28 protein-coding genes are annotated in these 25330 nt (G+C 62.7%); 12 read left to right on the forward strand and 16 right to left on the reverse strand.

Annotated elements, in window-relative coordinates; translation table 11 throughout:
- The first annotated feature begins 10 nt into the window (after positions 1–10).
- The 4 genes from J7U39_RS15040 to J7U39_RS15055 all read left to right on the forward strand — a co-directional run bounded on the left by J7U39_RS15040 (position 11) and on the right by J7U39_RS15055 (position 4453).
- Complete coding sequence (locus J7U39_RS15040) at positions 11–625, forward strand: GNAT family protein (protein ID WP_210628908.1); 615 nt, start codon at positions 11–13, stop codon at positions 623–625.
- Complete coding sequence (locus J7U39_RS15045; RefSeq protein WP_210628909.1) at positions 622–3534, forward strand: sensor domain-containing phosphodiesterase; 2913 nt, start codon at positions 622–624, stop codon at positions 3532–3534. Before J7U39_RS15040 ends, J7U39_RS15045 begins: the two co-directional genes overlap by 4 nt.
- 84 nt (positions 3535–3618) lie before the next feature.
- On the forward strand, positions 3619–4038 hold the full coding sequence (locus J7U39_RS15050) for a hypothetical protein (protein ID WP_210628910.1): 420 nt from the start codon (positions 3619–3621) through the stop codon (positions 4036–4038).
- A gap of 106 nt (positions 4039–4144) precedes the next feature.
- Positions 4145–4453 (forward strand): Dabb family protein, encoded by a 309-nt coding sequence (locus J7U39_RS15055; RefSeq protein WP_210628911.1) that lies wholly within the window; start codon positions 4145–4147, stop codon positions 4451–4453.
- A 61-nt stretch (positions 4454–4514) separates the two neighbouring features.
- On the opposite strand, the gene J7U39_RS15060 is transcribed toward J7U39_RS15055, so the two are convergent.
- The 5 genes from J7U39_RS15060 to J7U39_RS15080 form a co-directional block, all read right to left on the reverse strand.
- On the reverse strand, positions 4515–5417 hold the full coding sequence (locus J7U39_RS15060) for a zinc ABC transporter substrate-binding protein (protein WP_210628912.1): 903 nt from the start codon (positions 5415–5417) through the stop codon (positions 4515–4517).
- Positions 5418–5433: 16 nt separating this feature from the next.
- Entirely contained in the window at positions 5434–6306 is an 873-nt protein-coding gene (locus tag J7U39_RS15065) for a metal ABC transporter permease (RefSeq protein ID WP_210628913.1), read from the reverse strand.
- The gene (locus tag J7U39_RS15070; RefSeq protein ID WP_210628914.1) at positions 6303–7052 is read right to left on the reverse strand and encodes a metal ABC transporter ATP-binding protein; all 750 of its coding nucleotides are present in this window, start codon (positions 7050–7052) and stop codon (positions 6303–6305) included. The genes J7U39_RS15065 and J7U39_RS15070 overlap by 4 nt, the downstream gene beginning before the upstream one ends.
- Positions 7053–7603: 551 nt before the next feature.
- Positions 7604–8089: a peroxiredoxin gene (locus tag J7U39_RS15075; protein ID WP_210628915.1), complete on the reverse strand. Its 486-nt coding sequence runs from the start codon at positions 8087–8089 to the stop codon at positions 7604–7606.
- A gap of 81 nt (positions 8090–8170) precedes the next feature.
- Positions 8171–9010, reverse strand: coding sequence for a protein-disulfide reductase DsbD domain-containing protein (locus tag J7U39_RS15080; protein ID WP_210628916.1), 840 nt, complete (start codon positions 9008–9010; stop codon positions 8171–8173).
- Positions 9011–9151: 141 nt separating this feature from the next.
- Between J7U39_RS15080 and J7U39_RS15085 the strand changes: the two genes are divergently transcribed.
- The 3 genes from J7U39_RS15085 to J7U39_RS15095 all read left to right on the forward strand — a co-directional run bounded on the left by J7U39_RS15085 (position 9152) and on the right by J7U39_RS15095 (position 11234).
- Positions 9152–9757: a YqgE/AlgH family protein gene (locus J7U39_RS15085; RefSeq protein WP_088396070.1), complete on the forward strand. Its 606-nt coding sequence runs from the start codon at positions 9152–9154 to the stop codon at positions 9755–9757.
- A 119-nt stretch (positions 9758–9876) separates the two neighbouring features.
- A complete protein-coding gene (locus J7U39_RS15090; protein WP_210628917.1) occupies positions 9877–10068 on the forward strand; it encodes a CsbD family protein in 192 nt (63 codons plus the stop codon).
- Between the two features lie 89 nt (positions 10069–10157).
- Complete coding sequence (locus tag J7U39_RS15095; RefSeq protein ID WP_210628918.1) at positions 10158–11234, forward strand: putative zinc-binding metallopeptidase; 1077 nt, start codon at positions 10158–10160, stop codon at positions 11232–11234.
- 203 nt (positions 11235–11437) lie between these two features.
- On the opposite strand, the gene rnhA is transcribed toward J7U39_RS15095, so the two are convergent.
- From rnhA to J7U39_RS15120, 5 genes are all read right to left on the reverse strand, one after another.
- Positions 11438–11893 carry a ribonuclease HI gene (gene rnhA, locus J7U39_RS15100; RefSeq protein WP_210628919.1) on the reverse strand — a complete coding sequence of 152 codons (456 nt, stop codon included), beginning with the start codon at positions 11891–11893 and terminating at the stop codon, positions 11438–11440.
- Positions 11890–12855: a homoserine kinase gene (locus J7U39_RS15105; protein WP_210628920.1), complete on the reverse strand. Its 966-nt coding sequence runs from the start codon at positions 12853–12855 to the stop codon at positions 11890–11892. The genes rnhA and J7U39_RS15105 overlap by 4 nt, the downstream gene beginning before the upstream one ends.
- 52 nt (positions 12856–12907) lie before the next feature.
- Positions 12908–13909 carry a 4-hydroxy-3-methylbut-2-enyl diphosphate reductase gene (gene ispH / locus J7U39_RS15110; protein WP_210628921.1) on the reverse strand — a complete coding sequence of 334 codons (1002 nt, stop codon included), beginning with the start codon at positions 13907–13909 and terminating at the stop codon, positions 12908–12910.
- A gap of 74 nt (positions 13910–13983) precedes the next feature.
- Positions 13984–14739 carry an SURF1 family protein gene (locus J7U39_RS15115; RefSeq protein WP_210628922.1) on the reverse strand — a complete coding sequence of 252 codons (756 nt, stop codon included), beginning with the start codon at positions 14737–14739 and terminating at the stop codon, positions 13984–13986.
- Positions 14732–15112 carry a DUF983 domain-containing protein gene (locus J7U39_RS15120; protein ID WP_210628923.1) on the reverse strand — a complete coding sequence of 127 codons (381 nt, stop codon included), beginning with the start codon at positions 15110–15112 and terminating at the stop codon, positions 14732–14734. Before J7U39_RS15120 ends, J7U39_RS15115 begins: the two co-directional genes overlap by 8 nt.
- A 139-nt stretch (positions 15113–15251) precedes the next feature.
- On the opposite strand from J7U39_RS15120, the gene J7U39_RS15125 reads away from it, so the two are divergent.
- Positions 15252–15893, forward strand: a complete 642-nt coding sequence (locus J7U39_RS15125) for a chloramphenicol phosphotransferase (protein WP_210628924.1) — start codon at positions 15252–15254, stop codon at positions 15891–15893.
- Between the two features lie 241 nt (positions 15894–16134).
- Entirely contained in the window at positions 16135–16398 is a 264-nt protein-coding gene (locus J7U39_RS15130) for a hypothetical protein (RefSeq protein WP_097597707.1), read from the forward strand.
- Positions 16399–16506: 108 nt separating this feature from the next.
- Here the strand turns inward: J7U39_RS15130 and J7U39_RS15135 are convergent, their stop codons facing one another.
- From J7U39_RS15135 to coxB, 6 genes are all read right to left on the reverse strand, one after another.
- A complete protein-coding gene (locus J7U39_RS15135; protein WP_064800923.1) occupies positions 16507–17385 on the reverse strand; it encodes a cytochrome c oxidase subunit 3 in 879 nt (292 codons plus the stop codon).
- A gap of 60 nt (positions 17386–17445) precedes the next feature.
- Complete coding sequence (locus J7U39_RS15140) at positions 17446–18054, reverse strand: cytochrome c oxidase assembly protein (RefSeq protein ID WP_210628925.1); 609 nt, start codon at positions 18052–18054, stop codon at positions 17446–17448.
- Positions 18051–18191 (reverse strand): hypothetical protein, encoded by a 141-nt coding sequence (locus J7U39_RS15145; RefSeq protein ID WP_004672998.1) that lies wholly within the window; start codon positions 18189–18191, stop codon positions 18051–18053. Before J7U39_RS15145 ends, J7U39_RS15140 begins: the two co-directional genes overlap by 4 nt.
- Entirely contained in the window at positions 18191–19141 is a 951-nt protein-coding gene (locus J7U39_RS15150; protein WP_210628926.1) for a heme o synthase, read from the reverse strand. Before J7U39_RS15150 ends, J7U39_RS15145 begins: the two co-directional genes overlap by 1 nt.
- Positions 19142–19206: 65 nt before the next feature.
- Positions 19207–20907 carry a cytochrome c oxidase subunit I gene (ctaD, locus tag J7U39_RS15155; RefSeq protein WP_210628927.1) on the reverse strand — a complete coding sequence of 567 codons (1701 nt, stop codon included), beginning with the start codon at positions 20905–20907 and terminating at the stop codon, positions 19207–19209.
- A gap of 17 nt (positions 20908–20924) precedes the next feature.
- Complete coding sequence (gene coxB, locus J7U39_RS15160; RefSeq protein ID WP_210628928.1) at positions 20925–21809, reverse strand: cytochrome c oxidase subunit II; 885 nt, start codon at positions 21807–21809, stop codon at positions 20925–20927.
- Positions 21810–22124: 315 nt separating this feature from the next.
- Between coxB and J7U39_RS15165 the strand changes: the two genes are divergently transcribed.
- The 3 genes from J7U39_RS15165 to tldD all read left to right on the forward strand — a co-directional run bounded on the left by J7U39_RS15165 (position 22125) and on the right by tldD (position 25320).
- The gene (locus J7U39_RS15165) at positions 22125–22781 is read left to right on the forward strand and encodes an invasion associated locus B family protein (RefSeq protein ID WP_210628929.1); all 657 of its coding nucleotides are present in this window, start codon (positions 22125–22127) and stop codon (positions 22779–22781) included.
- A gap of 282 nt (positions 22782–23063) precedes the next feature.
- Positions 23064–23705 carry a peroxiredoxin-like family protein gene (locus J7U39_RS15170; RefSeq protein WP_210628930.1) on the forward strand — a complete coding sequence of 214 codons (642 nt, stop codon included), beginning with the start codon at positions 23064–23066 and terminating at the stop codon, positions 23703–23705.
- 199 nt (positions 23706–23904) lie between these two features.
- Positions 23905–25320, forward strand: coding sequence for a metalloprotease TldD (gene tldD, locus J7U39_RS15175; RefSeq protein ID WP_210628931.1), 1416 nt, complete (start codon positions 23905–23907; stop codon positions 25318–25320).
- Positions 25321–25330: the final 10 nt, after the last annotated feature.

Below are 25330 nucleotides of genomic sequence, written 5' to 3' on the forward strand. Positions count from 1 at the left end.
GGAGTGATCGATGCCAAAATCGGTGTTTCGGTTCCTGTCGCGGCAGCCGGATGCGGTGGAGCTGGAGAATGAGAAATACCTCTTGCGCCTGCCGCGCTACCAGGATTTCACCCAGTGGCACCGGCTGCGCGCCGAAAGCCGCAAATTCCTCGAACCCTGGGAGCCGACCTGGCGGCGCGACGAGCTGACGGAGGGCGCCTACCGCGCGCGCGTCATCCGCGGCAAGCAGGAATATGCCTCGGGACAGTCGATCCCGCTGTTCATCTTCCTCAAGGAAAACCGCACGCTCGTCGGCGGCATCACCATCGGCTATATCAGGCGCGGTGCGGCACAAAGCTGCATGATCGGCTACTGGATGGGCGAACGCCATGCCGGCCAGGGGCATATGTATGCGGCCCTTCAGTTGGTTATTCCTTACATCTTCTCCGGGCTTGAGTTGCACCGTATTGAAGCAGCCTGTATTCCAGATAACGCGCGCAGCATGCGTCTGCTTGAAAAGGCCGGGTTTCAGCGGGAAGGTTATCTGCGCGGATATTTGAAGATCAACGGTCAGTGGCACGACCACGTGATGTTCTCACGGCTCGCCACCGATACGGATAAAGGCAGGAAAACCGACAGCCGATGACCAGAAACAGCATGCTGCCCAAGTCACCGTCCGGACGAGTGATCGCGGTGATCGCAGCCCTTTTCCTGGCGGTCTTCGCCCTTTCGGCGGGCGTTGCCCAGGCGGCCGAACCGGTGAAGATTTCCCGTGACGATACCGCGCTCGATCTCACCGCGACGACCGAGATCTATGCCAACCAGGGCGAGGCCTTCCAGGTGTCGACGGCCGCCGGCGCCGACGGCATCCGCCGGCGCATCGAGGTCCGGGCGAGCTCGGAAAACCATCAGGGCGACTGGGCGGTGTTTGCGCTCGCCAACGTCTCGGAGGAACAGCTGGAGCGCGTCATCGTCGCCCCGCATTTCCGTCTGGTCAATTCCAAGCTGTTCTGGCCGGATCTCGGCTCGCAGCGCATCAGCGCCATCACGCCGAGCGAAGGTTTTGCGCTCGACCGGCAGCCGAGCGACGAGGCCGACGTCTTCCGCATCACGCTGAACCCCGGCGCCGTCATCACCTTCGTCGCTGAGCTGTCGACGCCGGAACTGCCGCAGATCTATCTCTGGGAACCGAACGCCTACAAGGATACGATCAACGCTTTCACGCTCTATCGCGGCATCGTGCTCGGCATTGCTGGCCTGCTCGCCGTGTTCCTGACCATCCTCTTCGTCGTCAAGGGCACGTCGATGCTGCCGGCAACCGCCGCCCTTGCCTGGGCGGTGCTCGGCTATATCTGCGTCGACTTCGGTTTTCTCGGCAAGCTGATCAGCGTCGCCTCGGCCGACCAGCGAATATGGCGGGCCTGCGCGGAGGTGGCGCTGGCCTCGAGTTTCGTCATCTTCCTCTTCACCTATCTGAACCTCAACCGCTGGCACGCGCATCTCGGCTACGCCACGCTCGCCTGGGTGCTCGGCCTGGCCCTGCTCTTCGGCGTGGCGATCTACGATCCGTCGATCGCCGCCGGCATTGCCCGGCTTTCCTTTGCGCTGACGGCGGCGACCGGCCTGCTGCTCATCATCTATCTCGGCTTCAACCGCTACGACCGCGCCATTCTGCTGGTGCCGGCCTGGGCGCTGACGCTTGTCTGGCTGTTCGGCGCATGGCTGACGGTCACCGGCCGGCTCGACAACGACATCATCCAGCCGGCGCTCGGCGGCGGCCTAGTGCTGATCGTGCTGCTGATCGGCTTTACCGTCATGCAGCACGCCTTTGCCGGTGGTGCCTTCCAGCAGGGGCTGTTTTCCGACCTCGAGCGGCAGTCTCTGGCCTTGACCGGCTCCGGCGACATGGTGTGGGACTGGGATGTGGCGCGCGACCGCGTCGTCACCATCCCCGACGTCTCGGTCAAGCTCGGCCTCTCCCCCGGCACCATGCATGGGGCAGCGCGCAACTGGCTGCCGCGGCTGCACCCCGACGACCGCGACCGCTTCCGCGCCACGCTCGACGTGCTGCTCGAACACCGGCGCGGCCGGCTCAATCACGAGTTCCGCATTCGCGCCGAGGACGGGCATTTCCACTGGCTGCTGATCCGCGCCCGGCCGGTGCTCGGCTCCAACGGCGAAATCATCCGCTGCGTCGGCACGATTGTCGACGTGACCGAGCCGAAGAACTCAGTCGAGCGGCTGCTGCACGATGCGCTGCACGACAATCTGACCGGCCTGCCGAACCGGCAGGTCTTCCTCGACCGGCTGCAGTCTGTGCTGGCGTTGGCGCCGGCCGGCGAGACGCTGCGTCCGACTGTCATGGTGATCGATATCGACCGCTACAAGCTGGTCAATGATTCGCTTGGAGTGGCCGCCGGCGACAATATCCTGATTGCCCTGACGCGGCGCCTGCGGCGTCTGATGAAGCCACAGGACACGCTGGCGCGGCTTGCCGGCGACCAGTTCGGCCTCATCCTGGTCTCCGAGCACAATCCGGCCAAGGTCGCCGATTTTGCCGATGCAGTCAGCAAGGCGATCATGGTGCCAATCAACTTCGCCAGTCGTGAGATCATCCTGACGGCCTCGATCGGGCTCGCTTCCTGGGTCGACCGGCAGGAGAGCGCCAGCGGGCTGCTGAGCGACGCCGAGCTTGCGATGTATCGGGCAAAACGGGCCGGCGGCAACCGCGTCGAACCGTTCCAGCCGGCCTTCCGCGATTTCGGCACCGACCGGCTGCAGCTCGAAACCGATCTGCGCCGGGCCATCGAGCGCAAGGAATTGTCGATGGTCTACCAGCCGATCGCCCGGCTCGAGGACGTCGAGGTCGCCGGCTTCGAGGCGCTGATGCGCTGGGAACATCCGAAGCGCGGCAATATCCCGCCGTCGGAATTCATCCCGCTTGCCGAGTCCTCCGACATCATCGGGGCGCTCGGCATGTTCGCGCTCGAGCAGGCGACCAACGACCTAATGAGCTGGCAGAGCCAGACCGGCGAATTGCCGATCTTCGTGTCGATCAACCTGTCGAGCGTGCAGCTGCTCAACAACGAGCTCTATGACGACGTGCGTTCGGTTCTCGCCAAGACGCATTGCCCGCCTTCGCGGCTGAAACTGGAACTGACGGAATCCATGGTGATGGAGAATCCGGAACAGGCCCGCCTCGTGCTGCAGAAGCTGAAGGAAGCCGGCATCGGCCTGGCGCTCGACGATTTCGGCACCGGCTATTCCTCGCTTGCCTATCTCACCCGCTTCCCCTTCGATACGATCAAGCTCGACAAGGCGCTGGTGCGCGACAGCAGCGACAAGAAGGCGACCGTGCTCCGATCGGTGATATCAATGGCGCGCGAGCTGGAGATGAAGGTGGTGGCCGAGGGAATCGAATCCAACGAGGACGCGATCGAGCTTGCCAAGATGGGCTGCAGCTACGGGCAGAGCTATCTGTTCGGCCCGCCGATGCCGTCGGACTCGGTGCTGCGGCTGCTTCGTGACCGGTTTCCGCTGACGAAACGGGCGTGATCACCGGCGACGACCTCCCTAGAAATGGCGATTGACCGGCGGCCGGCAATATGCGCCACTCCCTTATCACATAAGGAATTTGCGATGCTCAAACTTCTGCTCGCCCTGTCGATCGGCGTCTTTTTCGTTTCGCCGCTTCAGGCCGGTGACGTCCCTCCCGTCATGAAGGCCTGCGTGCCTGGGGTGAAGCATTGTGAACGATGGACTCAGGAATTCCAGACGGCGCTGGCGCTGGCACAGAAGGGCGATCATGCCGCACAGCAGACCGTGGCTTTCTGCTTGTCTTCCGGATGCCATGGCGCGGTGAACGTCGACAAGGTGGCCTCCTGCAGCTGGCACCTCGTCATCACCAATTCGGCTGCGGCCACCGTGCTCGACCGGTCCAACCTCAGGAACACCTGCCGGCCGATGACGCCGGCTCAGAAGGACGAAGCCCGTGCTCACGCCGGCGAGCTCGTCCGCAAGATTTACAATCGTGACATGGCGGCGACCGACCAGATGTAGCCTGGCCTCCTCCGGTTCTCGGCAACGGCTGGCGCGAAAAATAAATCCCGTTGCCGTCCCGGCTTTCGCAGCTATGCTGCCGACACAGAAAATCGGGAGGACCATAATGATCCTGCACTGCGTGTTCCTGCGGCTGAAGACGGCGCTGACGATGGACGACAAGCAATCGCTGTTCGAGGCGATCGTCGCGCTGAAACAGGTCATCCCCGGCATTTTGGATATCAAGTACGGGCCGAATGTTTCGCCCGAGGGCCTGCATGCCGGCTTCGTCGATGGCTTTGCCGTGACCTTCGAAAGCGCTGAAGCGCGGGATGCCTATCTCGTCCATCCCGCCCATGTTGCCGTCGGCGAACGTATCGTCGCCTCGACGGACGGCGGCCTTGCCGGCATCCTGGTCTTCGACCTCAATCTTTAGCGTCTAAAGCGCGCCGCTTGAATCAAAGCCTCATGCGACGCGCTTTCAGAGCGGCCAGCCTTTAGCTCGATTTCGCCATGGCGGCGGCGAGCTGGTCGACATTGTAGCGGAACATCTTCTCATAGGTCGGCGCCGGGCCCTCGGCGTCGGAGAGCGATTCGACAAAGAGCTCGCCGCCGGGCTCGGCGCCGGTTGCCTTGGCGACCTGCTTGACGAGGCGCGGATCGTTGGAATTCTCGAAGAAATAGGCCTTCACATGCTCACTCTTGATCTGCCTGATCAGCTTGGCGACATCGGCGGCGGACGCCTCGCTCTCGGTGGAAAGACCGAGCGGCGCGAGGAAGCTGACATTATATTCGCGGCCGAAATAGCCGAAGGCATCATGGCTGGTCAGCACCTTGCGGCGGTCGTCGGCGATCTTGTCGAATTTCGAATGGGCGTATGTGTTGAGCTCGTCGAGCGTCTTTGAATATTTCTCGGCATTGGCCTTGAAGGCAGCGGCATCGGCCGGATCGGCCGCCGACAGCGCCTTTTCGATATTGGCAACCCAGACCTTGACGTTGACGGGACTGTTCCAGACATGCGGGTCGGTGATCTCAGAACCATCCTCTTCCATCGTGCGGGTGGCGATGCCTTCGGAGACCGTCACCGGCTTGCCCTTGTAGCCGGAGGCGGTGATCAGCCGGTCCATCCAGCCTTCCAGCCCTTCGCCGCTGACGAAGGTGACCTGCGCCGCCTTCAAATTCTTAGCATCGGCGGGTGACGGTTCGAATTCGTGCGGATCGCCGTTCGGGCCGACGAGGCTCGTCACCTTCACATGATCGCCGCCGACCTCTTTGACGACATCGGCAAGCACGGTGAAGGAGGCAACGATTTTCAGCGTTTCGGCCGAGGCGGGTGCGGCCGAGAGCGCCATCAGGGCGGGCAGTGCGGCGGCGGCAAGAACCAGTCTGGGCGATATCATCGAAGTCTCCTTGAGGTCAGCCCTTCAGATGCGGGCGGGGGAAGAGGCGCCGGGCGATGCCGGAGGGCGCGAACAGGATTGAGAAGGCGTAGATCAGGGCTGCCGTCATGATGATCGTCGGGCCGGAGGCGAGTTCGAGATGGTAGGAGGCGATCAGGCCAAGATAGCCGGAGGCGGCGGCGCTGGCGGTGGCAATCAGCATCATGGCGGGCAGGCTGCGCGACCAGAGCTGGGCGACGGCGGCCGGCAGCATCATCAGGCCGACCGCCATCAGCGTGCCGAGCGCCTGGAAGCTGGCGACGAGGTTCAGCACCACCAGCAGCAGGAAGAGGACATGATAGGCCGGGCCGCGGCCGCCGACGGCGCGCAGGAAACCCGGATCGAAGCATTCGGCCACCAGCGGCCGGTAGATGGCGGCGAGGACGACGAGCGTCAGCGAAGTGATCGCGCCGATCTGATAGAGAGCGGGCGCATCGATCGCCAGGATGGTGCCGAACAGCACATGCAGCAGATCGATGTTCGAGCCGCGCAGCGAGACGATCAGCACGCCGAGCGCCAGGGATGCGAGATAGAAGCTGGCAAAGCTCGCATCCTCCCGCAGCACGGTCATGCGGCTGACGGCGCCCGAAAGCAGCGCCACCGAAAGGCCGGCGACAAGGCCGCCCAGGCCCATCGCCGTCAGCGACAACGAGCCGGCGAGGAGATAGCCGATCGCCGCCCCCGGCAGCACCGCATGGCTCATGGCGTCGCCCATCAGGCTCATGCGCCTCAGCATCAGGAAGACGCCGATCGGCCCCGAGCCGAGCCCGAGGCAGAGACAGGCGACGAGGGCGCGCCGCATGAAACCGAAATTGGCAAAGGGCGCCAGGAAGAGATCGTAGGCCGTCATGCCGCCGGCGCCTCTTGCGGTGAGCAGGCCGCGGCGTTCTCATCCCAGCGCTCGGCCATGGCGCGGGCCTTCATCAGATTGGCGGAGGACATGACCTCGGCGGTCGAGCCCCATCCGACAAGCTCGCGGGCAAGCAGCAAGGTTTGCGGGAAATGCGCCCGGACGAGCTCGAAATCGTGCAGCACGGCGATGACGGTGCGGCCTTCGCCGTGCCAGCGGATGACGAGTTCGACGAGATCCCGGGTCGTGCGGGCATCGATTGCGGTAAAAGGCTCGTCGAGCAGAATGACGCCGGCATCCTGCAGCAGCAGACGGGCAAAGAGCACACGCTGGAACTGGCCGGCCGAGAGCGACCCGACATGGCGACTGGCAAAGCCGTCGAGGCCGACGGCGGCAAGCGCCTCGCCTGCTCTCTTCAGGTCGAGGGGGCCGACACGGCTGAAGGCTCCCCTCGCCTTCCAGACGCCGAGCATGACGGTGTCGATGACCGAGATCGGAAAGCGGCGATCGATCTCGGCCGCCTGCGGGAGATAGCCGAATTCCGCCCGGCCGAGCCGGTGCTCGACCCGGCCCTCGGCCGGACGAAGCTCACCCATGATCGCCTTCAGCAGCGTCGACTTGCCCGCCCCGTTCGGCCCGGCAATCGCCGTCAGGCTGCCCGGCGCAAAGGCGCCGGAGACATGATGGACGGCTGGATGCCTGTTGTAGGCGATGGTCAGATTGTCGAGACGGATCAACGGCGTCATGGCAGCAGAACCGCCCAGCGGATGGCGAGCCAGAGGACGGCAATGACCAGTGTGATGCCGACTGCCCTCGATAAGGCCGATTGTCCCATGAGGCTGATGGGAAGGCGATCGGGGTTTCGCGGCATGGCTGATCCCAAAATGTAATAACATTACTGCTGTAATGTTATAACGATTGCGGCAAGATTGAGGCTTGGACTATCGTGGAATTGAAAAGGGCGCGAACGCCATGCCCTTTCTTGGCGTCGGCCCCTTCATCTCGGCCCAGGAGATGGCGGCTGCCCCTCATCCGCCTGCCCGCACCTTCTGCCCGCTTGCGGGGCGAAGGGACACGCCGCGACCTCTCCGTTCCCCGGTAGACTCTCGCTTGGCAGGTCCGCTCTCCCCGTTTACCGGGACAGGGTTAGGGTGAGGGGCAGCTACTCCGCATGACAGAGCAGCCGTGGCCTGGGAAGAAGGAGGGCGTCTCCGCCAATTCGCCAGCACACGAGCGGCGCGGCAACAATTGAAAAGGGCGACCGAATGGCCGCCCCTTTATCTCTCGGAATGAAAACTCAAAGCAGTTCCAGCATCGCCGCTGCACCGGAAACCGTCGCCTGGCCGGGGCTTTCCTCGACGTTGAGGGCTTTGACGACGCCGTCTTCGACCAGCATCGAATAGCGCTTGGAGCGCAGGCCGAGGCCGCCGGCGGAGAGGTCGGCTTCGAGGCCGACGGCCTTGGTGAAGGCGGCGTCCCAATCGGCGAGGAAGTGGATCTTGCCGAGCCCGCCCGAGGATTGCGCCCAGGCGCCCATCACATGCCAGTCGTTGACGGCGAGAACGGCGATGTCGTCGACGCCCTTGCCAAGAATGGTATCGCGGTTTTCGAGATAGCCCGGCAGGTGGTTCAGCGAGCAGGTGGGCGTGAAGGCGCCCGGCACGGCAAAGAGCACGACGCGCTTGCCGGCAAAGAGCTGCTCGGTGGTGATTTCGACCGGGCCGTCGGTGGTCTTTTCCTTGAAGGTGGCGGCCGGAAGCTTGTCGCCGATCGCGATGGTCATGGTTTTCTCCTCGGGTTTGGCTTGTTGGGTTCGTGCTCTGCGGCGGGCGCCGCCGGGGAATAGGGCGACTATAAGTGCCGGTCACTCAAAGGCAAGCGTGGTCTCCATCGCCCTGTCGCCATCGATGACAAGCACGCCCCAGCGCTTGCCTGACATGTCGTAATCCCTGGGCAGCCTGCCGATCATCATATCGGTCTTGAAGGTGGCGCCATCGCGTTTGCCGCCGCTCTGCTTGGTGAAGGCATAACCGCTCGGGCCGGTGACGATGATATCGGGGGTCCCCTTGCCGTCACCCGGCAGAGCGAGCGTCAGCGACAGCGTCTTCCGATCAGCTGAGATCGCATGCGCCGTCACCTTGAAATCATCCGACGGCGGCTTCGGCAGCGTCGCGTCAGCGGCCGCCAGGATCGCCTCTTCCTCCGGGTGCGACTGCATGGCGCGGCCGAGCTTCAGGCTCAAATGCGCCTGGAAGGGAACGCAGATATCCCTGCAGATGCCGATGAAAGCCGAGGCGTCGATCTCGACTCCGCCTTTGCCAGCCGCCGTCAAGGATAGCGGCAGCGTCACCGGCGCGTCATAGGCGATATCCTCGATCCCGCCTTTGAAAAAATGCTTCGGGACGGGATAGGCAATGGCATCGAGGGTCACACCGCTGGCCGGCGCGATGGTGACCTGAGGCGGAATGCCGCTGTTGCCGGGCTCGCGCCAATAGGTGATCCAGCCGGGTTTCGGTTCGATCTGCAGGCCGGCGCGGATTTTGCCGCCGGCATCGGGCGCCAGCGCCACCAGGCGCATGCGGCCGCCCTCGGCCTCGGCCCAGGCGCTCATCTCCGCTTTTGCGGAACAAAAGGGGACGAGGGCCGCGGCCACGGAAATGACCGCCATCAAAAGCCGTCGCGGGGCCATGAAAATAATCATCATGGAACAACGGTTTACCGAAAGTGCTCTCTTGCCGCCAGAAGCCGCGGCCATTTAAATCTTCATTTTCGGTTGATTGATTTGTGACATTGGCCCATCTTTCTCTTGTCGGGGCCTTGGTGCGGTCTGGCAGCAGGAGGAACGATGTCCTTATCGACGCTGAAGAACAGACGGGAACGTGGCTTCTTCGATGGCCAGTTCCTCATCGCCATGCCCGGCATGGAAGACCGCAATTTTGCGCGCACGGTGATTTACATCTGCGCGCATTCGGATGCCGGCGCCATGGGCTTCGTCATCAACCGGCCGCAGAGCCTCACCTTCACCGACGTGCTCCAGCATCTCGACATGATCAAGCAGGAAGAACCGATCGTGCTGCCGCAGCGGGCGCGCGATTTCCCGATCCAGACGGGCGGCCCGGTGGAGAGCGGCCGCGGCTTCGTGCTGCATTCGGACGATTATGCCAGCGACTCCTCGATCCCGGTCAGCGACGACATCTGCCTGACGGCAACGCTCGACATCGTGCGCGCCATCTCCAAGGGCGCGGGGCCGAAGCGCGCGACGATGCTGCTCGGCTATTCCTCCTGGGCGGCCGGCCAGCTGGAAAACGAGGTCGCCAACAATGGCTGGCTCACCTGCCCTGCCAATGAGGAACTGATCTTCGACCGCAATCTCGACGACAAATACGAGCGGGCGCTCGCCGGCATGGGCATCAACGCCGCCATGCTTTCGGCTGAAGCCGGCCACGCCTGACGGTCGCGGCTCACCTGACGGTCGCGGCTCACCTGACGGTCGCGGGAACGAATAGGCGCGAGTGACGTTCCCTTCCCGCGCGGACGAGAGGTCCGTCGCCGAGAATGGAGACATCACAGATGGGTAGCACCAGCGACAAGATTTCAGGCAAGGCAAACGAAATTGCCGGCAAGACCAAGCAGGCCGCCGGCAAGGCCATGGGCGATCGCGACATGCAGGCCAAGGGCGACGTCCAGGAAGCCAAGGGCAAGGGGCAGGTCGCAGCCGGCAAGGTCAAGGACAAGCTCAAGGGCGCCGTCGACCGGCTCTGAACCACAGCAGCCCGGATAAACCATGCCTGCTGCGCACGCGCGCAGCGGGCATTTTTAATCCGCCCCCCCGCCTTGCAGAGATCAGTACGATGAAACTCTTTGCCTGCGACAATTGCGACCAGGTCGTCCACTTCGACAATCGTCACTGCGTGCGCTGCAACCATCGCCTCGGCTTCCTGCCCGGCGACCTCGCGATGCATGCGCTGGAGCCGCGCGATGAGACGGCCTGGCAGCTCGTTTCCGATCCCGACCGGCACGTGGGCTTCTGCGCCAATGCCGGCCTCGACATCTGCAACTGGCTGGTGGAGGACGAGAGCGACAGTGAATTCTGCGCCGCCTGCCGCCACAACCGGCTGGTTCCGAACACCGATACCCAGAACGGCATAGACCGCTGGCGGCGCATCGGTCAGGCGCAGCGTCATCTCTTCTATTCGCTGCTGCGCTGGAGGCTGCCGCATCCCGATCGCGGCGAAGATCCGCATGGCGGCCTGGTCTTCGATTTCCTCGAGGATTCCCTGCAGGGCAACGGCAATGTCGTGCCGGCCATGACCGGCCATGAGGAAGGCCTGATCACCATCCGCGCCGCCGAAGCCGACGACGCCACCCGCGAACAAGCGCGCAGCTCGATGAACGAACCTTACCGCACGCTGCTCGGCCATTTCCGCCACGAGACCGGCCATTTCATCTGGAACAAGCTGGTGCGCGATCAGAACGGCCTCGATGATTTCCGCGCCGTCTTCGGCGACGAGCGGCAGGATTATGCGGCGGCCCTCCAGAAACACTATGCCGCCGGCCCGCCCTTGGGATGGCAGGATAATTTCATCAGCGCCTATGCTTCGTCACATCCTTGGGAGGATTTCGCCGAATGCTTCGCGCATTACCTCCATATCGTCGATACGCTGGAGACGGCCCGCGCCTTCGGCATCGCCATCGATCCGCGCGGCCACGAGGAAATCGCAGGCGAGGTCGATTTTCTTCCCTATCGGGCACAGAGCGCCGAGCAGCTCGTCAGCGCCTGGGTGCCGCTCAGCCTCGCAATCAACGCCATCCAGCGCAGCATGGGTCAGCCCGACTCCTATCCCTTCGTGCTCTCCTCGCCTGTTGTGGCCAAGCTCGAATATCTGCATCGGCTGATCCAGGGGTCGGCGACGGCGTCGCAGCATTGAGATGAAAAGTGCTCGTCATCGGATGAGTCCGCCCATTGTCGGCTTTCGGGGACGAATTGGCTGGGACGACACCAGATATTCCGTCATCCTCGGCCTCGAGCAGGTCAAGCCCGAGCATGACGGAGATTGGGTTGAACCGACGGGCACATTCACGCCGCCAGTGCTTTATTGAGAGAGGTGCGTAACGGCAAAACCTCCCACACTTAAAACGAAATCGCCTTGCCCTTCTTGAACGGCTCCATGCCCCGGCGCGCAAGTTCATCCGCGCGTTCGTTTTCCGGGTGGCCGGCGTGGCCCTTGACCCAGTGCAGCGTCACCTTGTGGCGGTTACGGGCTTCCTCAAGCGCCTGCCAGAGTTCGGCATTCTTCACCGGCTTCTTGTCCGATGTCTTCCAGCCGTTTTTCTTCCAGCCGAAGATCCACTTGGAGATGCCGTCCTTGACGTAGGCGCTGTCGGTATAGAGGTCGACTTCGCAAGGGCTCTTCAGCGCCTGCAACGCCGAGATCGCCGCCATCAGCTCCATGCGATTGTTGGTCGTCTCCGCCTCGCCGCCGCAAAGCTCCTTTTCGACCTCGCCATAACGCAACACTGCGCCCCAGCCGCCGGGACCGGGATTGCCGGAACATGCGCCGTCGGTGAAGATATCGACGTGTTTCATAGGCTCAATCCGTATTCGGCGGCCGAGCCGATCTGGCGGTGGAAGCGCAGCTTGCGCAGATATTCGAGCGGGTCCTTCTTGGTGACCATGGCGCCCTCCGGCGTCATCAGCCAGTCATAGAGCCGGGTCAGGAAGAAGCGCAGCGCCGAGCCGCGCGCGAGCACCGGCAGGGCGGCGATTTCTTCACCGCTCAACGGCCTGACGCTCTGATAACCCTCGAGCATCGCCATGCCCTTGGTGATGTTGTAGGCGCCGTCCTTCTCGAAGCACCAGGCGTTCAGGCAGATCGAGACGTCATAGGCGAGCAGGTCGTTGCAGGCGAAATAGAAATCGATCAGGCCGGAGAGCTCGTCGCCGAGGAAGAAGACGTTGTCGGGGAAGAGGTCGGCATGGATGACGCCGGACGGCAGGCACTTCGGCCAGGCGGCGGCGAGAAAATCAAGCTCCTTGCGGATCTCGCCCTGCAGGCCGGGTTCGACCTCGTCGGCACGCGCCTCGGACTTCTCCCAGAGCCCCCGCCAGCCATCGAGCGACAGGGCGTTCGGCCGTTTCAACTCGAAGCCCTCGCCGGCCACGTGCATTTCGGCCAGCGCCCGGCCGACCTCGCGGCAATGCTTTGCCTCCGGCTTTCTCAGCCACATGCCTTCGAGGAAGGAAATCAGCGCGGCCGGGCGGCCGGAGAGCGAGCCGAGCAGCGCGCCGTCGCGGCGCGGCAATGGCAATGGACAGGACAGGCCGCGGGCCGAGAGATGCTGCATCAAGCCGAGGAAGAAAGGCAGGTCACTCTTTTCCACGCGCTTCTCATAAAGCGTCAGAATCAGCGGCGCCTTGGAGGTATGCAGCAGGAAATTGGAGTTTTCGACGCCTTCGGCGATGCCCTTGTAGGAGAGCAGCGTGCCTGCATCATATTCCGTCAGGAACCATTTCAGATCGTCTTCGGCGATATCGGTGTAGACTGCCAAGTGAAGTCTCGTCTCTGTATGATGGATGGATGACCTGGGACGCGATCGCGGCCTAGCCGTTGACGAACGCCATGTCGGCCGCGGTCAGCTCGATGCTGCGCAATTCGCGGTTGACCAGGAAGTTTTCGGTTTCCTGCACCGTCTCGGCCAGTTCGACGCGGGCATCGAAGCGGGCGCGGAAGGCTTCGATGATTTCGTTGACGATCACCTCCGGCGCCGAGGCGCCGGCGGAAAGGCCAAGCGTCGAAATCGCGCCGATCTCCTCCCAGTCGAGCTCTGCGGCGCGCTGGACGAGGATCGATTTCTTCGCCCCTGCCCTCAGCGCCACTTCCACGAGGCGCTTGGAATTGGAGGAATTCGGTGCGCCGACAATGATGAAAAGATCGCAGCCGGGGGCCGCCTGCTTCACCACTTCCTGGCGGTTGGTCGTCGCATAACAGATCGAATCCGCCGCCGGCGCAGTCAGGTTGGGAAATCGCTCCTGGAGGCGGGCGATGACGCCGGCGGTATCGTCGACCGACAGCGTCGTCTGGGTGACATAACCGAGATTGTCGGGGTCGGCCGGGGCGTAGGCGTCGGCATCCTCGATCGTCTCGATCAGCGAAACCGCGCCTTCCGGCAACTGCCCCATCGTGCCGATCACTTCCGGGTGGCCGGCGTGGCCGATGAGGACGACGTGGCGGCCAAGTCGATTGTGGCGCATTGCCTGCTTGTGGACCTTGGAGACCAGCGGACAGGTGGCGTCGAGATAGAAAAGGTTGCGGCTCGCGGCATCCTCAGGCACCGATTTCGGCACGCCATGGGCCGAGAAGACCACCGGCTGGGCCCGATGCTCGGGCGGGATCTCGTCCAGTTCCTCGACGAAGACGGCGCCCTTGGCCTCCAGCCCCTCGACGACATAACGATTGTGGACGATCTCGTGGCGCACATAGACCGGCGCGCCATAGGATTTCAGCGCCAGCACGACGATCTGGATGGCGCGGTCGACGCCGGCGCAGAAGCCGCGCGGCCCGCAGAGCCTGATCGTCAAGGGAGGTTTCGCCGCAATATTCATGTCCGTTCCGTCAAAATTCCGTCCGATAGGAGTAAGGGACCTCTAGCCCAATATGGCCGGGAATTGAAGCGATACTATTGCCGAGGTGCCCTGCCGGGTTTTCGGAACCAGGAGATCGCCACCACGGTGACGAGCACGGCGGCAAGCCCGTACCAGGTCAGGGCATACTGCAGATGATCGTTCGGCAGATCGACCTGGGTGACGCCGCCGATCGGCAGGCCGGCCGGGTTGGGCGTGGAATCGGCGTCGACGAAGAACGGGATGACGCGCGCCTTCTCCAGGCCGACGCTGTCAGCCATGACGTCGAGGTCCTTCCAGTAGAAGATGTTCTTGGCGACGTCGTTATCGGGCACCAGCCAGGAGGGCTTGCCGGCAAGTTTGGCGCGCGCGAGGCCCGTGACCGTCTGCTGATCAGTCAGCTGGCCCTGCATGCGCATTTCCGGCTCCTTGTTCTCATAGGGAACGAAGCCGCGGTTGACGAAGAGGATGCGCCCGTCCGCAAGCTCGAGCGGGGTATAGACGTAAAAGCCGGTCTGGCCGCGCCAAGTGGCGAAGAAGTGCCGCTCCTTGTTGTTGATGTAGCGGCCGGTGGCGGTAACCTTGCGGTATTCGATGTCGCCGCCGGAAGCCGCCATCGCCTCGATGCCGGCGAGCGGCACCGGCGCGGCAGCCTGGCGCGCGGCGATGTCGGCGAGCAGGCCTTGCTTCCAGGTGAGGCGCTGCAGCTGCCAGGTGCCGAGCGAAACCAGAATGGCAAGGGCAACCAGCACCAGAAAGCCGGATATGACAGGCAGCCGGCGGCGCGGCCCGGCGTGATCGACATCAGTCACTCAGACGTCCTTCGCGGGCATTATGACGGTACTGCATGGCAATCAGGATGCCCTTGAACCAGCGCAGCGTCAGGAGCGACAGGATGATCGTCAGCGGCGCGAAAATAAGGATGTGCACCCAGATCGGCGGCCCATAATTGACCTGCAGCCACAGCACCATGCCAATGATAATGAAGCCGACGATGAGGATGACGAAGACGGCCGGGCCATCACCGGAATCGGCGAAGGAATAATCGAGGCCGCAGGAGGCGCAACGCGGCTTCAGGCCGAGCAGGCCATCGAACAGCTTGCCATGACCGCAGCGCGGGCAGCAGCCCTTGATACCGGTTTTCACCGGATCGAGAGGGGGAAATTGCGCGCTGTCCTCGCTCATGCTGTTCCTTTGCGCGGCCACTTGCGACCGCGGCTTTTTCGATGCTGCCTTAACTCTCCCATAAAGTATTCGCATCCCGAATGGAAATGCCTGCGCGATTTCGCCTCACCGATTCGCGCCAAACAGAAGAAGAAGACTGATGACCAATGACAGCCATGCCGGACAGATCATTATCCTGAACGGCGCGCCGCGCAGCGGCAAATCCAGCATTGCCCGGGCGATCCAAGACGAATTCGAGGGACCGTGGATCAACCTCGGCGTCGACAGCTACAATGCGATGACGCCGCAGCGCTATTTGCCCGGCATCGGGCTCAGGCCCGGCGGCGAGCGGCCGGAGCTCGAAGAGCTGATACCTTTCCTCTATGCCGCCCTTTACGAGTCGATCGCCATCCATGCCGGATTGGGCCTCAACGTCGTCGCCGATCTCGGCCATCACGACAGCTATTCGCACCCACTCGGCATACTTCCCGACTGCGCCCGGCGTCTCGATGGATTTTCCGTGCTGTTCGTCGGCGTGCGCTGTCCGCTCGAGACGATCATGCAGCGGCGAGACATTGAACAAGACGGCCGCGAGACGCTGTATCTCCGCGCCACTGCGGACATGCCGGTTCCCGAACCGGTGCAGCGCTGGCAGGACGAGGTGCACCGGCCAGGCATCTACGACATGGAGGTCGATACCTCGGTGCTGACCGCCGACGAATGCGCCGAGGCAATCCGCCAACGCCTCGATCTCGGCATCCCCGGACCTTCGGCCTTCGAAAGGATCGCTGGCGGACGTTGATGCCAATCGTACGTCCCACTCTCCATTAGGCTCAGGCTTGACCGACTTGACGCGAGCATCGACGCCGAGTTCGGCGGCAAATGCCACCATGATCGCTTCCAGGTGCGAAGCTGGGGCAGGAATCGACGAGAACATCGACATCTTTGCCATTTGCCGACGACGATGCGCCCCGCCCATCCGGGTAATATCAATGTGATCGATCGCGGCGTAGTGTTCCACTTGGCTTTGAGAGGAGGATGCTATGCCTACCATATTGGCCTACCACGACGTCAAGGACGTCAAACATTGGCTCACTTCACCGCGCCGCAAAGAGGTCTTCGAGCCCCTCGGCTGCACAAACATTCGTACGTTTGTCGATCCACAGGCGTCCAATCGCGTTGGCCTCGTCATGGACGTTCCCGACATGGGCCGCCTGGAGGAATTTATGAAGTCCAAGCAAGCTGCGGATGCGATGGAGTATGACGGAGTATTGCCGGAGACCTTGGTGATTCTCACTCAATCGTAGCGGGACGTCAGGGGCCGCGCCGTGGATTAAGCCCTGCGATCACGGTGCGTGGAGCCAAAACAGAAAAGGCGGACCGAGGCCCGCCTTTCGCTTGAACATCGCTTCCGATCAGCCGGCTGCGACGGGTGCGCCCCAGCCGCCCCAGACATAGATGCAGAAGAACAGGAACAGCCAGACGACGTCGACGAAGTGCCAGTACCAGGCGGCTGCCTCGAAGCCGAAATGCTGCTTCGGGGTGAAATCGCCGCGCAGCGCGCGCAGCAGGCAGACCAGCAGGAAGATCGTGCCGACGAGGACGTGGAAACCGTGGAAGCCGGTCGCCATGAAGAAGGTCGCGCCGTAGATCGAATTCTTGAAGTCGAACGGGGCGTGGGCATATTCGTAGGCCTGCACGCTGGAGAACAGGATGCCGAGCAGCACGGTCAGCGTCAGGCCCTGAACGAGGCCCTTGCGGTCATTGTGCAGCAGCGCATGGTGCGCCCAGGTGACCGTCGTGCCGGAGAGCAGCAGGATGACGGTGTTGTAGATCGGCAGGTGCCAGGGATCGAGGACTTCGATGCCCTTCGGCGGCCAGACGCCGCCGGTATAGGCCATGCGCGAGGCCTGGATCGCCTCGTTCGGAAACAGGCTGGCGTCGAAATAAGCCCAGAACCAGGCGACGAAGAACATCACTTCCGAAGCGATGAACATGATCATGCCGTAACGCAGGTGCAGCGAGACGACGCGGGTGTGAGAGCCCTCATGGGCTTCCTTCACCGTATCGGCCCACCAGCCGTACATGACGTAAAGAACCAGCACGAGGCCGATAAAGAAGAGCCAGGGATTGGCGAGTTCAGCGCCAGCGAGCTTGAAGGAGCCGCCGTTCAGGTAACGCATATAGCAGACGCCGCCGATCGCCATGATGAAGGCGCCGAGCGAGGCGAGAATCGGCCACGGGCTCGGATCGATGATGTGGTAGTCGTGGTTCTTCTGATGCGCATCGGCCATGTGGCTATCCCCGGATGTCTTCCTCACTTCGCTCCCGGCATAGCCGGAAACGAGCCTTGATCAAAGTTTCTTTTCAATCTTTACCGTTCCACCCTCATTCGAAGCGACAGGCTTCGGACCCTCTTTCGGGTAGAACGTATATGACAGCGTCACCGTGTGGATATCTTTCGATTCCACCGCCTTGACGATTTCAGGGTCGATATAGAACACGACCGGCATTTCCAGCTTCTCGCCCGGCTTCAGGTCCGTTTCGGTAAAGCAGAAACATTGCACCTTGTTGAAATAGGCGCCCGCTTCGCCCGGCGTGACGTTGAACACCGCCTGGCCGCGCTGGGTCTCGTTCGAGCGGTTCTCGGCGACGAAATTGACCTGGATGGTTTCGCCGATCTTCGGACTGACCTCGCGCTCGACCGGCTTGAAATTCCATTGCAGGCCGGGGGCGACATTGGCGTCGAAGGTGACGCGCATCTTGCGGTCCAGCACGATGCTCGACATCTGCTCGACGCGCTGGGTCGTGCCGTTATAGCCGGTCACCTGGCAGAAGATGCGGTAGAGCGGCACGGCGGCATAGCTCATCGCACCCATGCCGAAGACGAAACTCAGGCACATCAGCACGACGCCGCCGTTGTTGCGGCCTTGCTTCCTCGGTGCGGCGGCTTTTTCGCTCATCCGGCCATCCCCCCGCCGATCTTGACGATCGTGATCGCATAGAAGAGGACGACGAGACCGGCCAGCACCAGCCCAAGGGCGATGTTGCGGTTGCGGCGCGACTTCATCTGCTTTTCGGTGAGCTTGACGAGATCCATCAGAGCGAGCCTCCCACTTGCGAAACCAGCATGGCGGCCAGCCGGTCGATCATCAAAGCGGAGAATACAGCGAAGAGATAGAAGATCGAGAAGGCGAAGAGCTTCTTTGCCGGCACCATCTTCAGATCGCCGTCGGGCATGCGCCAGACGGCGATGGAACAGGTGATGAAGATCGTACCGAGCACGGCGGCGACGAGGCCGTAGCCGAAGCTCGCGAAGCCGAGGACGGACGGCAGCACCGCGCAGATGGCGGTCAGCACCGCATAGGCGACGATCTGATGCTTGGTCACCCGCTCGCCGGCGACGTTCGGCAGCATCGGCACGCCGACGGCCTCGTAATCGCGCATCTTGAAGAGGGCAAGCGCCCAGAAATGCGCCGGCGTCCAGAGGAAGATGATCAGGAAGAGAACGGTGCTCTCGATCGTCACCGTATTCGTCACGCAGGCCCAGCCGATCATCGGCGGGAAGGCGCCGGCGGCACCGCCGATGACGATATTCTGCGGCGTCGAACGCTTCAGCCACATGGTGTAGATGACGGCGTAGAAGAAGATGGTGAAGGCAAGGATGCCGGCCGACAGCCAATTGACGGCAAGGCCGAGAATGACGACGGAAAAGCCCGACAGCACCAGACCGAAGGCGAGCGCCTCCGACGGCGCGACGCGGCCGGCCGGGATCGGGCGCTTGGCCGTGCGGCTCATGACGGCGTCGATATCGGCGTCGTACCACATGTTCAGCGCGCCCGAGGCGCCGGCGCCGACGGCGATGCAGAGGATGGCGATCAGGCCGAGGACGGGGTTGATGTGGCCCGGGGCCAGCACCAGGCCGGCAAAGGCGGTGAAGACCACGAGCGACATCACCCGCGGCTTCAAGAGCTCGAAATAATCGCGCGCGCTCGCTTCCGACATTTCGCCGTCCTCTGCAAGCGCCTCGTGATTGTCGATAACCGTCATCATTCCGTCCTGAATTTACTATGCCGGACGCCGTTTCGAATGCGGCGTCCGGTTTTCCAAGCGCTTTACTTGATGCGCGGCAGCTGTTCCCACTGGTGATAGGGCGGCGGCGAAGGCAGCTGCCACTCCAGCGTCGTCGCACCCTCGCCCCACGGATTCTCGCCGGCGATGCGCTTCTTGGCGAAGGCCTCGAAGACCGAGAAGAGGAAGATCAGCACGCCGAAGGCCGAGATGTAGGAGCCGATCGAGGAAACATAGTTCCAGCCGGCAAAGGCATCCGGATAATCGATGTAGCGGCGCGGCATGCCGGCGAGACCGAGGAAGTGCTGCGGGAAGAACACCAGGTTGACGCCGATGAACATGACCCAGAAATGCAGCTTGCCGACGAACTCGTTGTACATGTAGCCGGTCATCTTCGGGAACCAGTAATACCAGCCGGCAAAGATCGCGAAGACGGCGCCGAGCGACAGAACGTAGTGGAAGTGAGCCACGACGTAATAGGTGTCATGCAGCGAGCGGTCGAGACCGGCATTGGCAAGCTGGACGCCGGTGACGCCGCCGACCGTGAACAGGAAGATGAAGCCGATCGCCCAGATCATCGGCGTGCGGAACGAGATCGAGCCGCCCCACATCGTCGCGATCCAGGAGAAGATCTTCACGCCTGTCGGAACGGCGATGACCATCGTGGCGAAGACGAAGTAACGCTGCGCATCGAGCGACAGACCGACCGTGTACATGTGGTGGGCCCAGACGACGAAGCCGACGGCGCCGATCGCAACCATTGCGTAGGCCATGCCGAGATAGCCGAAGATCGGCTTCTTCGAGAAGGTCGAGATGATGTGGCTGATCATGCCGAAGCCCGGCAGGATGAGGATGTAGACCTCGGGGTGACCGAAGAACCAGAACAGGTGCTGGTAGAGGATCGGGTCGCCGCCGCCTTCCGGAGAGAAGAAGGAGGTGCCGAAGTTGCGGTCAGTCAGCAGCATGGTGATGCCGCCTGCCAGAACTGGCAGCGACAGCAAGAGCAGGAAGGCGGTGATCAGCACCGACCAGGCGAAGAGCGGCATCTTGTGCAGCGTCATGCCGGGGGCGCGCATGTTGAGGATCGTGGTGATGAAGTTGATCGCACCGAGGATCGACGAGGCGCCGGCAATGTGCAGCGCGAAGATCGCCAGATCGACCGCCGGTCCCGGCGTGCCGCTCGTTGCCAGCGGCGGATACATAGTCCAGCCGCCGCCCGTACCGTAAGCGCCTGCCGGGCCTTCGACGAACATCGACAGCAAGAGCAGCGCGAAGGCCGGGACGATCAGCCAGAAGGAGATGTTGTTCAGCCGCGGGAAGGCCATGTCGGGCGCGCCGATCATGATCGGCACCATCCAGTTGGCAAAACCGCCGATCATCGCCGGCATGACCATGAAGAAGATCATGATCAGCGCGTGCGCCGTCGTGAACATGTTAAACATCTGCTTGGCGCCGTCGATCGCGGCATCGCCTTCATAGCCGTAGACCATCGAGGCCAGGCCGTGGAAGATCTGGATGCCCGGCTCCTGCAGCTCCATGCGCATGGCCACCGACAGCGCGCCGCCGATGATGCCGGCGATGATCGCGAAGATCAGGTAGAGCGTGCCGATGTCCTTGTGGTTGGTCGAGAACAGCCAGCGATTGACAAAGCTCGGCTTGTGCCCGTGATCATGGTGATCGTGATCATCATGCGCATGGTCGTGGTGGGCGTGAGAATGATCGTCGTGAGCGGAAGGTCCAGCCATTGTCCCGATCCCCTTAATTACTGTGCTTCGGCAACGTCGACGGTCTTTGCGGGACCATCGGTTGCGGCCATGAGTGTCTTGTAGGCGCCGGGCAGGTCGCTGGCGGCCGCGGTCAGCCACTGCTTGTACTTGTCCTCGGAGACGACGCGGATGGCGATCGGCATGAACGCATGGTCCTTGCCGCAGAGCTCGGAACACTGGCCATAAAACAGGCCTTCGCGCTCGGCCCTGAACCAGGTCTCGTTCAGGCGGCCCGGTACGGCGTCGATCTTGATGCCGAAGGACGGCATGGCGAAAGCGTGGATGACGTCGGTGGGTGCCGCGGTCACGAGAACGCGCACCGTCTTGTTGACCGGCAGCACCAGTTCGTTGTCGACGGCGAGCAGTCTCGGATAGACCGACTTGTCTTCCTTGCCGGCGGCCGCGCGATCCTGATCCTTCAAGAGGTAGGAATCGAAGGCGAGCGGGCTGTCGCCCGAACCTTCATATTCATAATTCCATTGCCACTGGGTGGCGGTCGCCTTGATCGTCACGTCAGGATTTTCGGGCAGCGTCAGCTGCGCCGTCAGAAGATTGAACGAGGGAATGGCGAGGAAGAGCAGCACCAGGACCGGCCCCACGGTCCAGATGACCTCGATCAGCGTATTGTGGCTCGTGCGCGACGGAACCGGATTGGCGCTGGCGCGGAACTTGAAGCAGACGACGATGAGCAGGATCAGAACGAAGAGCGTGATCGGAACGATAAACCACAGGGTATATTGTTCGAACCAATGAATTTCCCGCATAATCGGCGTCGCCGCCGGCTGCAGCGTCGCCTGCCACGGCGTCGGCTGGTCGGCATATGTGCCGGAAGCAAAAAGCAGACAGACCAGCGCGGTCAGAGCTGCATAAGCCTTCTTCATCACCTTATTATCTCCCTCGAGCGCTTGACCTGCTAAATCGAACGCAGAATCCTTGCCATCTTCAGCGCTTCAAACCACAGTTTGGCATTTGCCGCAACAGGCAGGAGCAATTGTCTATGCGGCATTTTTGCTTAAAGCACAGGCAGGCCGAACGGCAAAACATCCCAAGTTTTTCATCAGCATATGAAAAATGCCATTTCCGGCCGATCCGACCACCGCACATTATTTGACAGAGGTCCAATTTCTGCCGCAGTCCCCCGGTTTTCACGGGGTGGGGCTTTTCATTTCCGGTGGGCAGCTTCAACAATAGCCGCAATGATTCGATATCCAGAGGTTTCCATGGGTTTCCGTTCCCTCGCGCGGTCGCTTCTCGTGACTGCCAGCATCGCGGCCGCAGCGACGACGCCCGTCTTCGCACAGCAACCCGCCCCTTCCCCCGCCCAACCCACCACACCGGCACCGGCCGCCCCTGCCCCGGCGCAGCAGCCCCCGGCTGCCAACCCGAATATCCAGGTAACGCCCGGCCAGACGCAGCCGCAGGCGCCCGGCACGGTGAAATCCAACCACGGCGCATGGTCGGTTGTTTGCGACAAGCCGGCCGGTGCGGCGACGGAACAATGCGCGCTGATGCAGAACGTCATCGCCGAGGACCGGCCGGAGGTCGGGCTTTCCGTCGTCGTCTTGAAGACGGCCGACCGCAAATCGAAGATCCTGCGCGTGCTGGCGCCGCTCGGCGTGCTCCTGCCGAACGGTCTCGGACTGAATGTCGACGGCAAGGATATCGGCCGCGCCTACTTCGTCCGCTGCTTCGCCGACGGCTGTTATGCCGAAGTCGTGCTCGAGGACGAACTGCTCAAGACCTTCCGCAGCGGCGCCCAGGCCACCTTCATCGTCTTCCAGACCCCGGAAGAAGGGATCGGCATTCCTGTTGATCTCAAGGGTTTCGCCGAAGGTTTTGACGCGCTGCCTTGAGGGCGGCTGCGGCCTGTCGCGGGTCCGCCCCTCATCCGCTCAATCCAGCTTCACTTCCGCCGGCGGCCCCGCTCTGGTGAAAGGCTGAATTTTGAGAAAACGGACTTTTCCGTTCACGATACGCCGTTTACCGCTTGCCCGCGGGCCAATGTGGGACCATTCTTGGATCGGATCCTGGCGGTGCGGTAAGACAAGAGGTCGGGCCTCGCAACGCTCAGTCTCGACCTCGAAACACTTAACGTGTCGCCTTTTCTCGACTGATCCCGAGCGAGGAGGTTGTCCATGTCCACGCGCTATGTCGACCATCCGCTAAAACCGGGCGACCGGGTGCCGAACGTTGTGTTTGATGCAGTCTCGCGCGAAGGGAAGATCGCGCTTGATGATTTTCGCGGCCGCAGCCCATTGTTGATCGGTTTGTTTCGAGGCCTGCATTGTCCCTTCTGCCGGCGCCATGTCGCGGCCATGGCATATCTCAACCCGATGCTGCGCGAGAAAGGCGTCCAATCGCTGGCAGTGGTAAACACCCCGGTCGAACGCGCGCGGCTGTATTTCCGTTACCATCCGATCCCCGGTATTCTTGCGGCTTCCGACCCGATACGGGCTTCGCACCGAGCCTTCGGCTTACGCGAGGTCGGGATCGACACGGTCATGGCGATACGCATCGATCTGCCGGGCGAATTGCCAGAGCCTATGGGCGTGATGGCGATGGACGATTTTCTCAACAAGAAGGAAGGATATCAAATTACGGAAGCCGATCAGCAGATGATGACCGCCGACCATGGGCAGCTTGTCGGTCAGTTCCTGATCGACCGCGAGGGCATCGTCCGCTGGAGCTTCACTGAAGTTCTGGAGGCCGGGCTGCAAACGTTCAAGGCTCCGAATTCCCGGGAATTGATGTCGGCAGCTTCGCAAGTCGCACATTGACGACAAAAAATCGCTCGACGCCCCGACGGGTGGTCAGCGTCGTCTACCCCGCGCAGAGCGATCAACCGTTTGCATCGCTTCGAGGCGCGTCCCACCTCCCGAGACAAAGAATATTCGCCGCGAGGGCTTCACTCCTTGTTATATGGAGCCCTATCTAGGGGATAAGTGCATTCCCGAACATGCCCATTGGAGCCAGACCATGACCACCGATCTCCTGACGCTTTTCGATGCCGACGAAGCCACAATGCGCGGCCTTGTCGCCGAGGCGCTCGCCGGCGCCGATGACGGCGAACTGTTCGTCGAGCATGCGCAGGCCGAAGCGCTGACCTTCGACAATGGCCGGCTGAAGGGCGGCAGTTTCAACACCGAACAGGGTTTCGGGCTTCGCGCCGTTGCCGGCGAAGCGGTGGGTTATGCCCATGCCGGCGATCTCTCGGTGGCGGCGCTGAAGCGGGCGGCCGATGCGGTCGGCGCGGTGACGCGCGGCTATTCCGGCACCTACGCCGCCGCTCCCCAGGGCACCAACAAGAAATTCTACGGCGACCAGAACCCGATCGGCCAGCCGAGCTTCGAGGAGAAGGTCAAGGTCCTGCAGGACATCGACGCCTATCTCAGAGGCAAGGACGACAAGGTCCGGCAGGTCACCGCCTCGGTCGCCGCGAGCTGGCAGGTGGTCGACATCCTGCGCGCCGACGGCCACCGCGTGCGCGACATAAGACCGATGACCCGCATCAACATTTCCGTCGTGGTCGGTGAAGGCGAGCGGCAGGAGAGCGGTTCCTACGGCAGCGGCGGGCGCATCGGCTTCGGCGATTTCATTGCCGAGGGCAGCTGGCAGTACGGCGCCGACGAGGCGCTGCGCCAGGCGCTCGTCAATCTGGAAGCGATCGACGCGCCCGCCGGCACGATGGATGTCGTTCTCGGCTCCGGCTGGCCGGGCGTCATGCTGCACGAGGCGGTCGGCCACGGGCTGGAAGGGGATTTCAACCGCAAGAAGACCTCGGCCTTTTCAGGGCTTCTCGGCCAGATCGTTGCCGCGCCCGGCGTCACCGTCGTCGACGACGGCACGATCGACAACCGCCGCGGCTCGATCACCATCGACGACGAGGGTACACCGTCGGGCTACAACGTGCTGATCGAGAACGGCAAGCTCGTCGGCTATATGCAGGACCGGCAGAACGCCCGGCTGATGGGCATGGCGCCCACCGGCAACGGCCGCCGCCAGGGCTATGCCCACGTGCCGATGCCGCGCATGACCAACACCTATATGCTCGGCGGCGACAAGACTCCGGAAGAAATCATCGCCTCGGTGAAGAAGGGCGTCTATGCCGTCTCCTTTGGCGGCGGCCAGGTCGACATCACCTCCGGCAAATTCGTCTTCGGTTGCACCGAGGCCTATCTGATCGAAAACGGCAAGATCGGCGCGCCGATCAAGGGGGCGATGCTGATCGGCAACGGCCCGGATGCGATGAAGCGGGTGTCAATGATCGGCAACGACATGAAGCTCGATACCGGCATCGGCAATTGCGGCAAGGCCGGCCAATGGGTTCCGGTCGGCGTCGGCCAGCCGCATCTGCGCATGGATCAGGTCACCGTCGGCGGCACCCAGGCCTGAGGCGGGAGGA

This window comes from Rhizobium sp. NLR16a, assembly GCF_017948245.1.
Classification (GTDB): domain Bacteria; phylum Pseudomonadota; class Alphaproteobacteria; order Rhizobiales; family Rhizobiaceae; genus Rhizobium.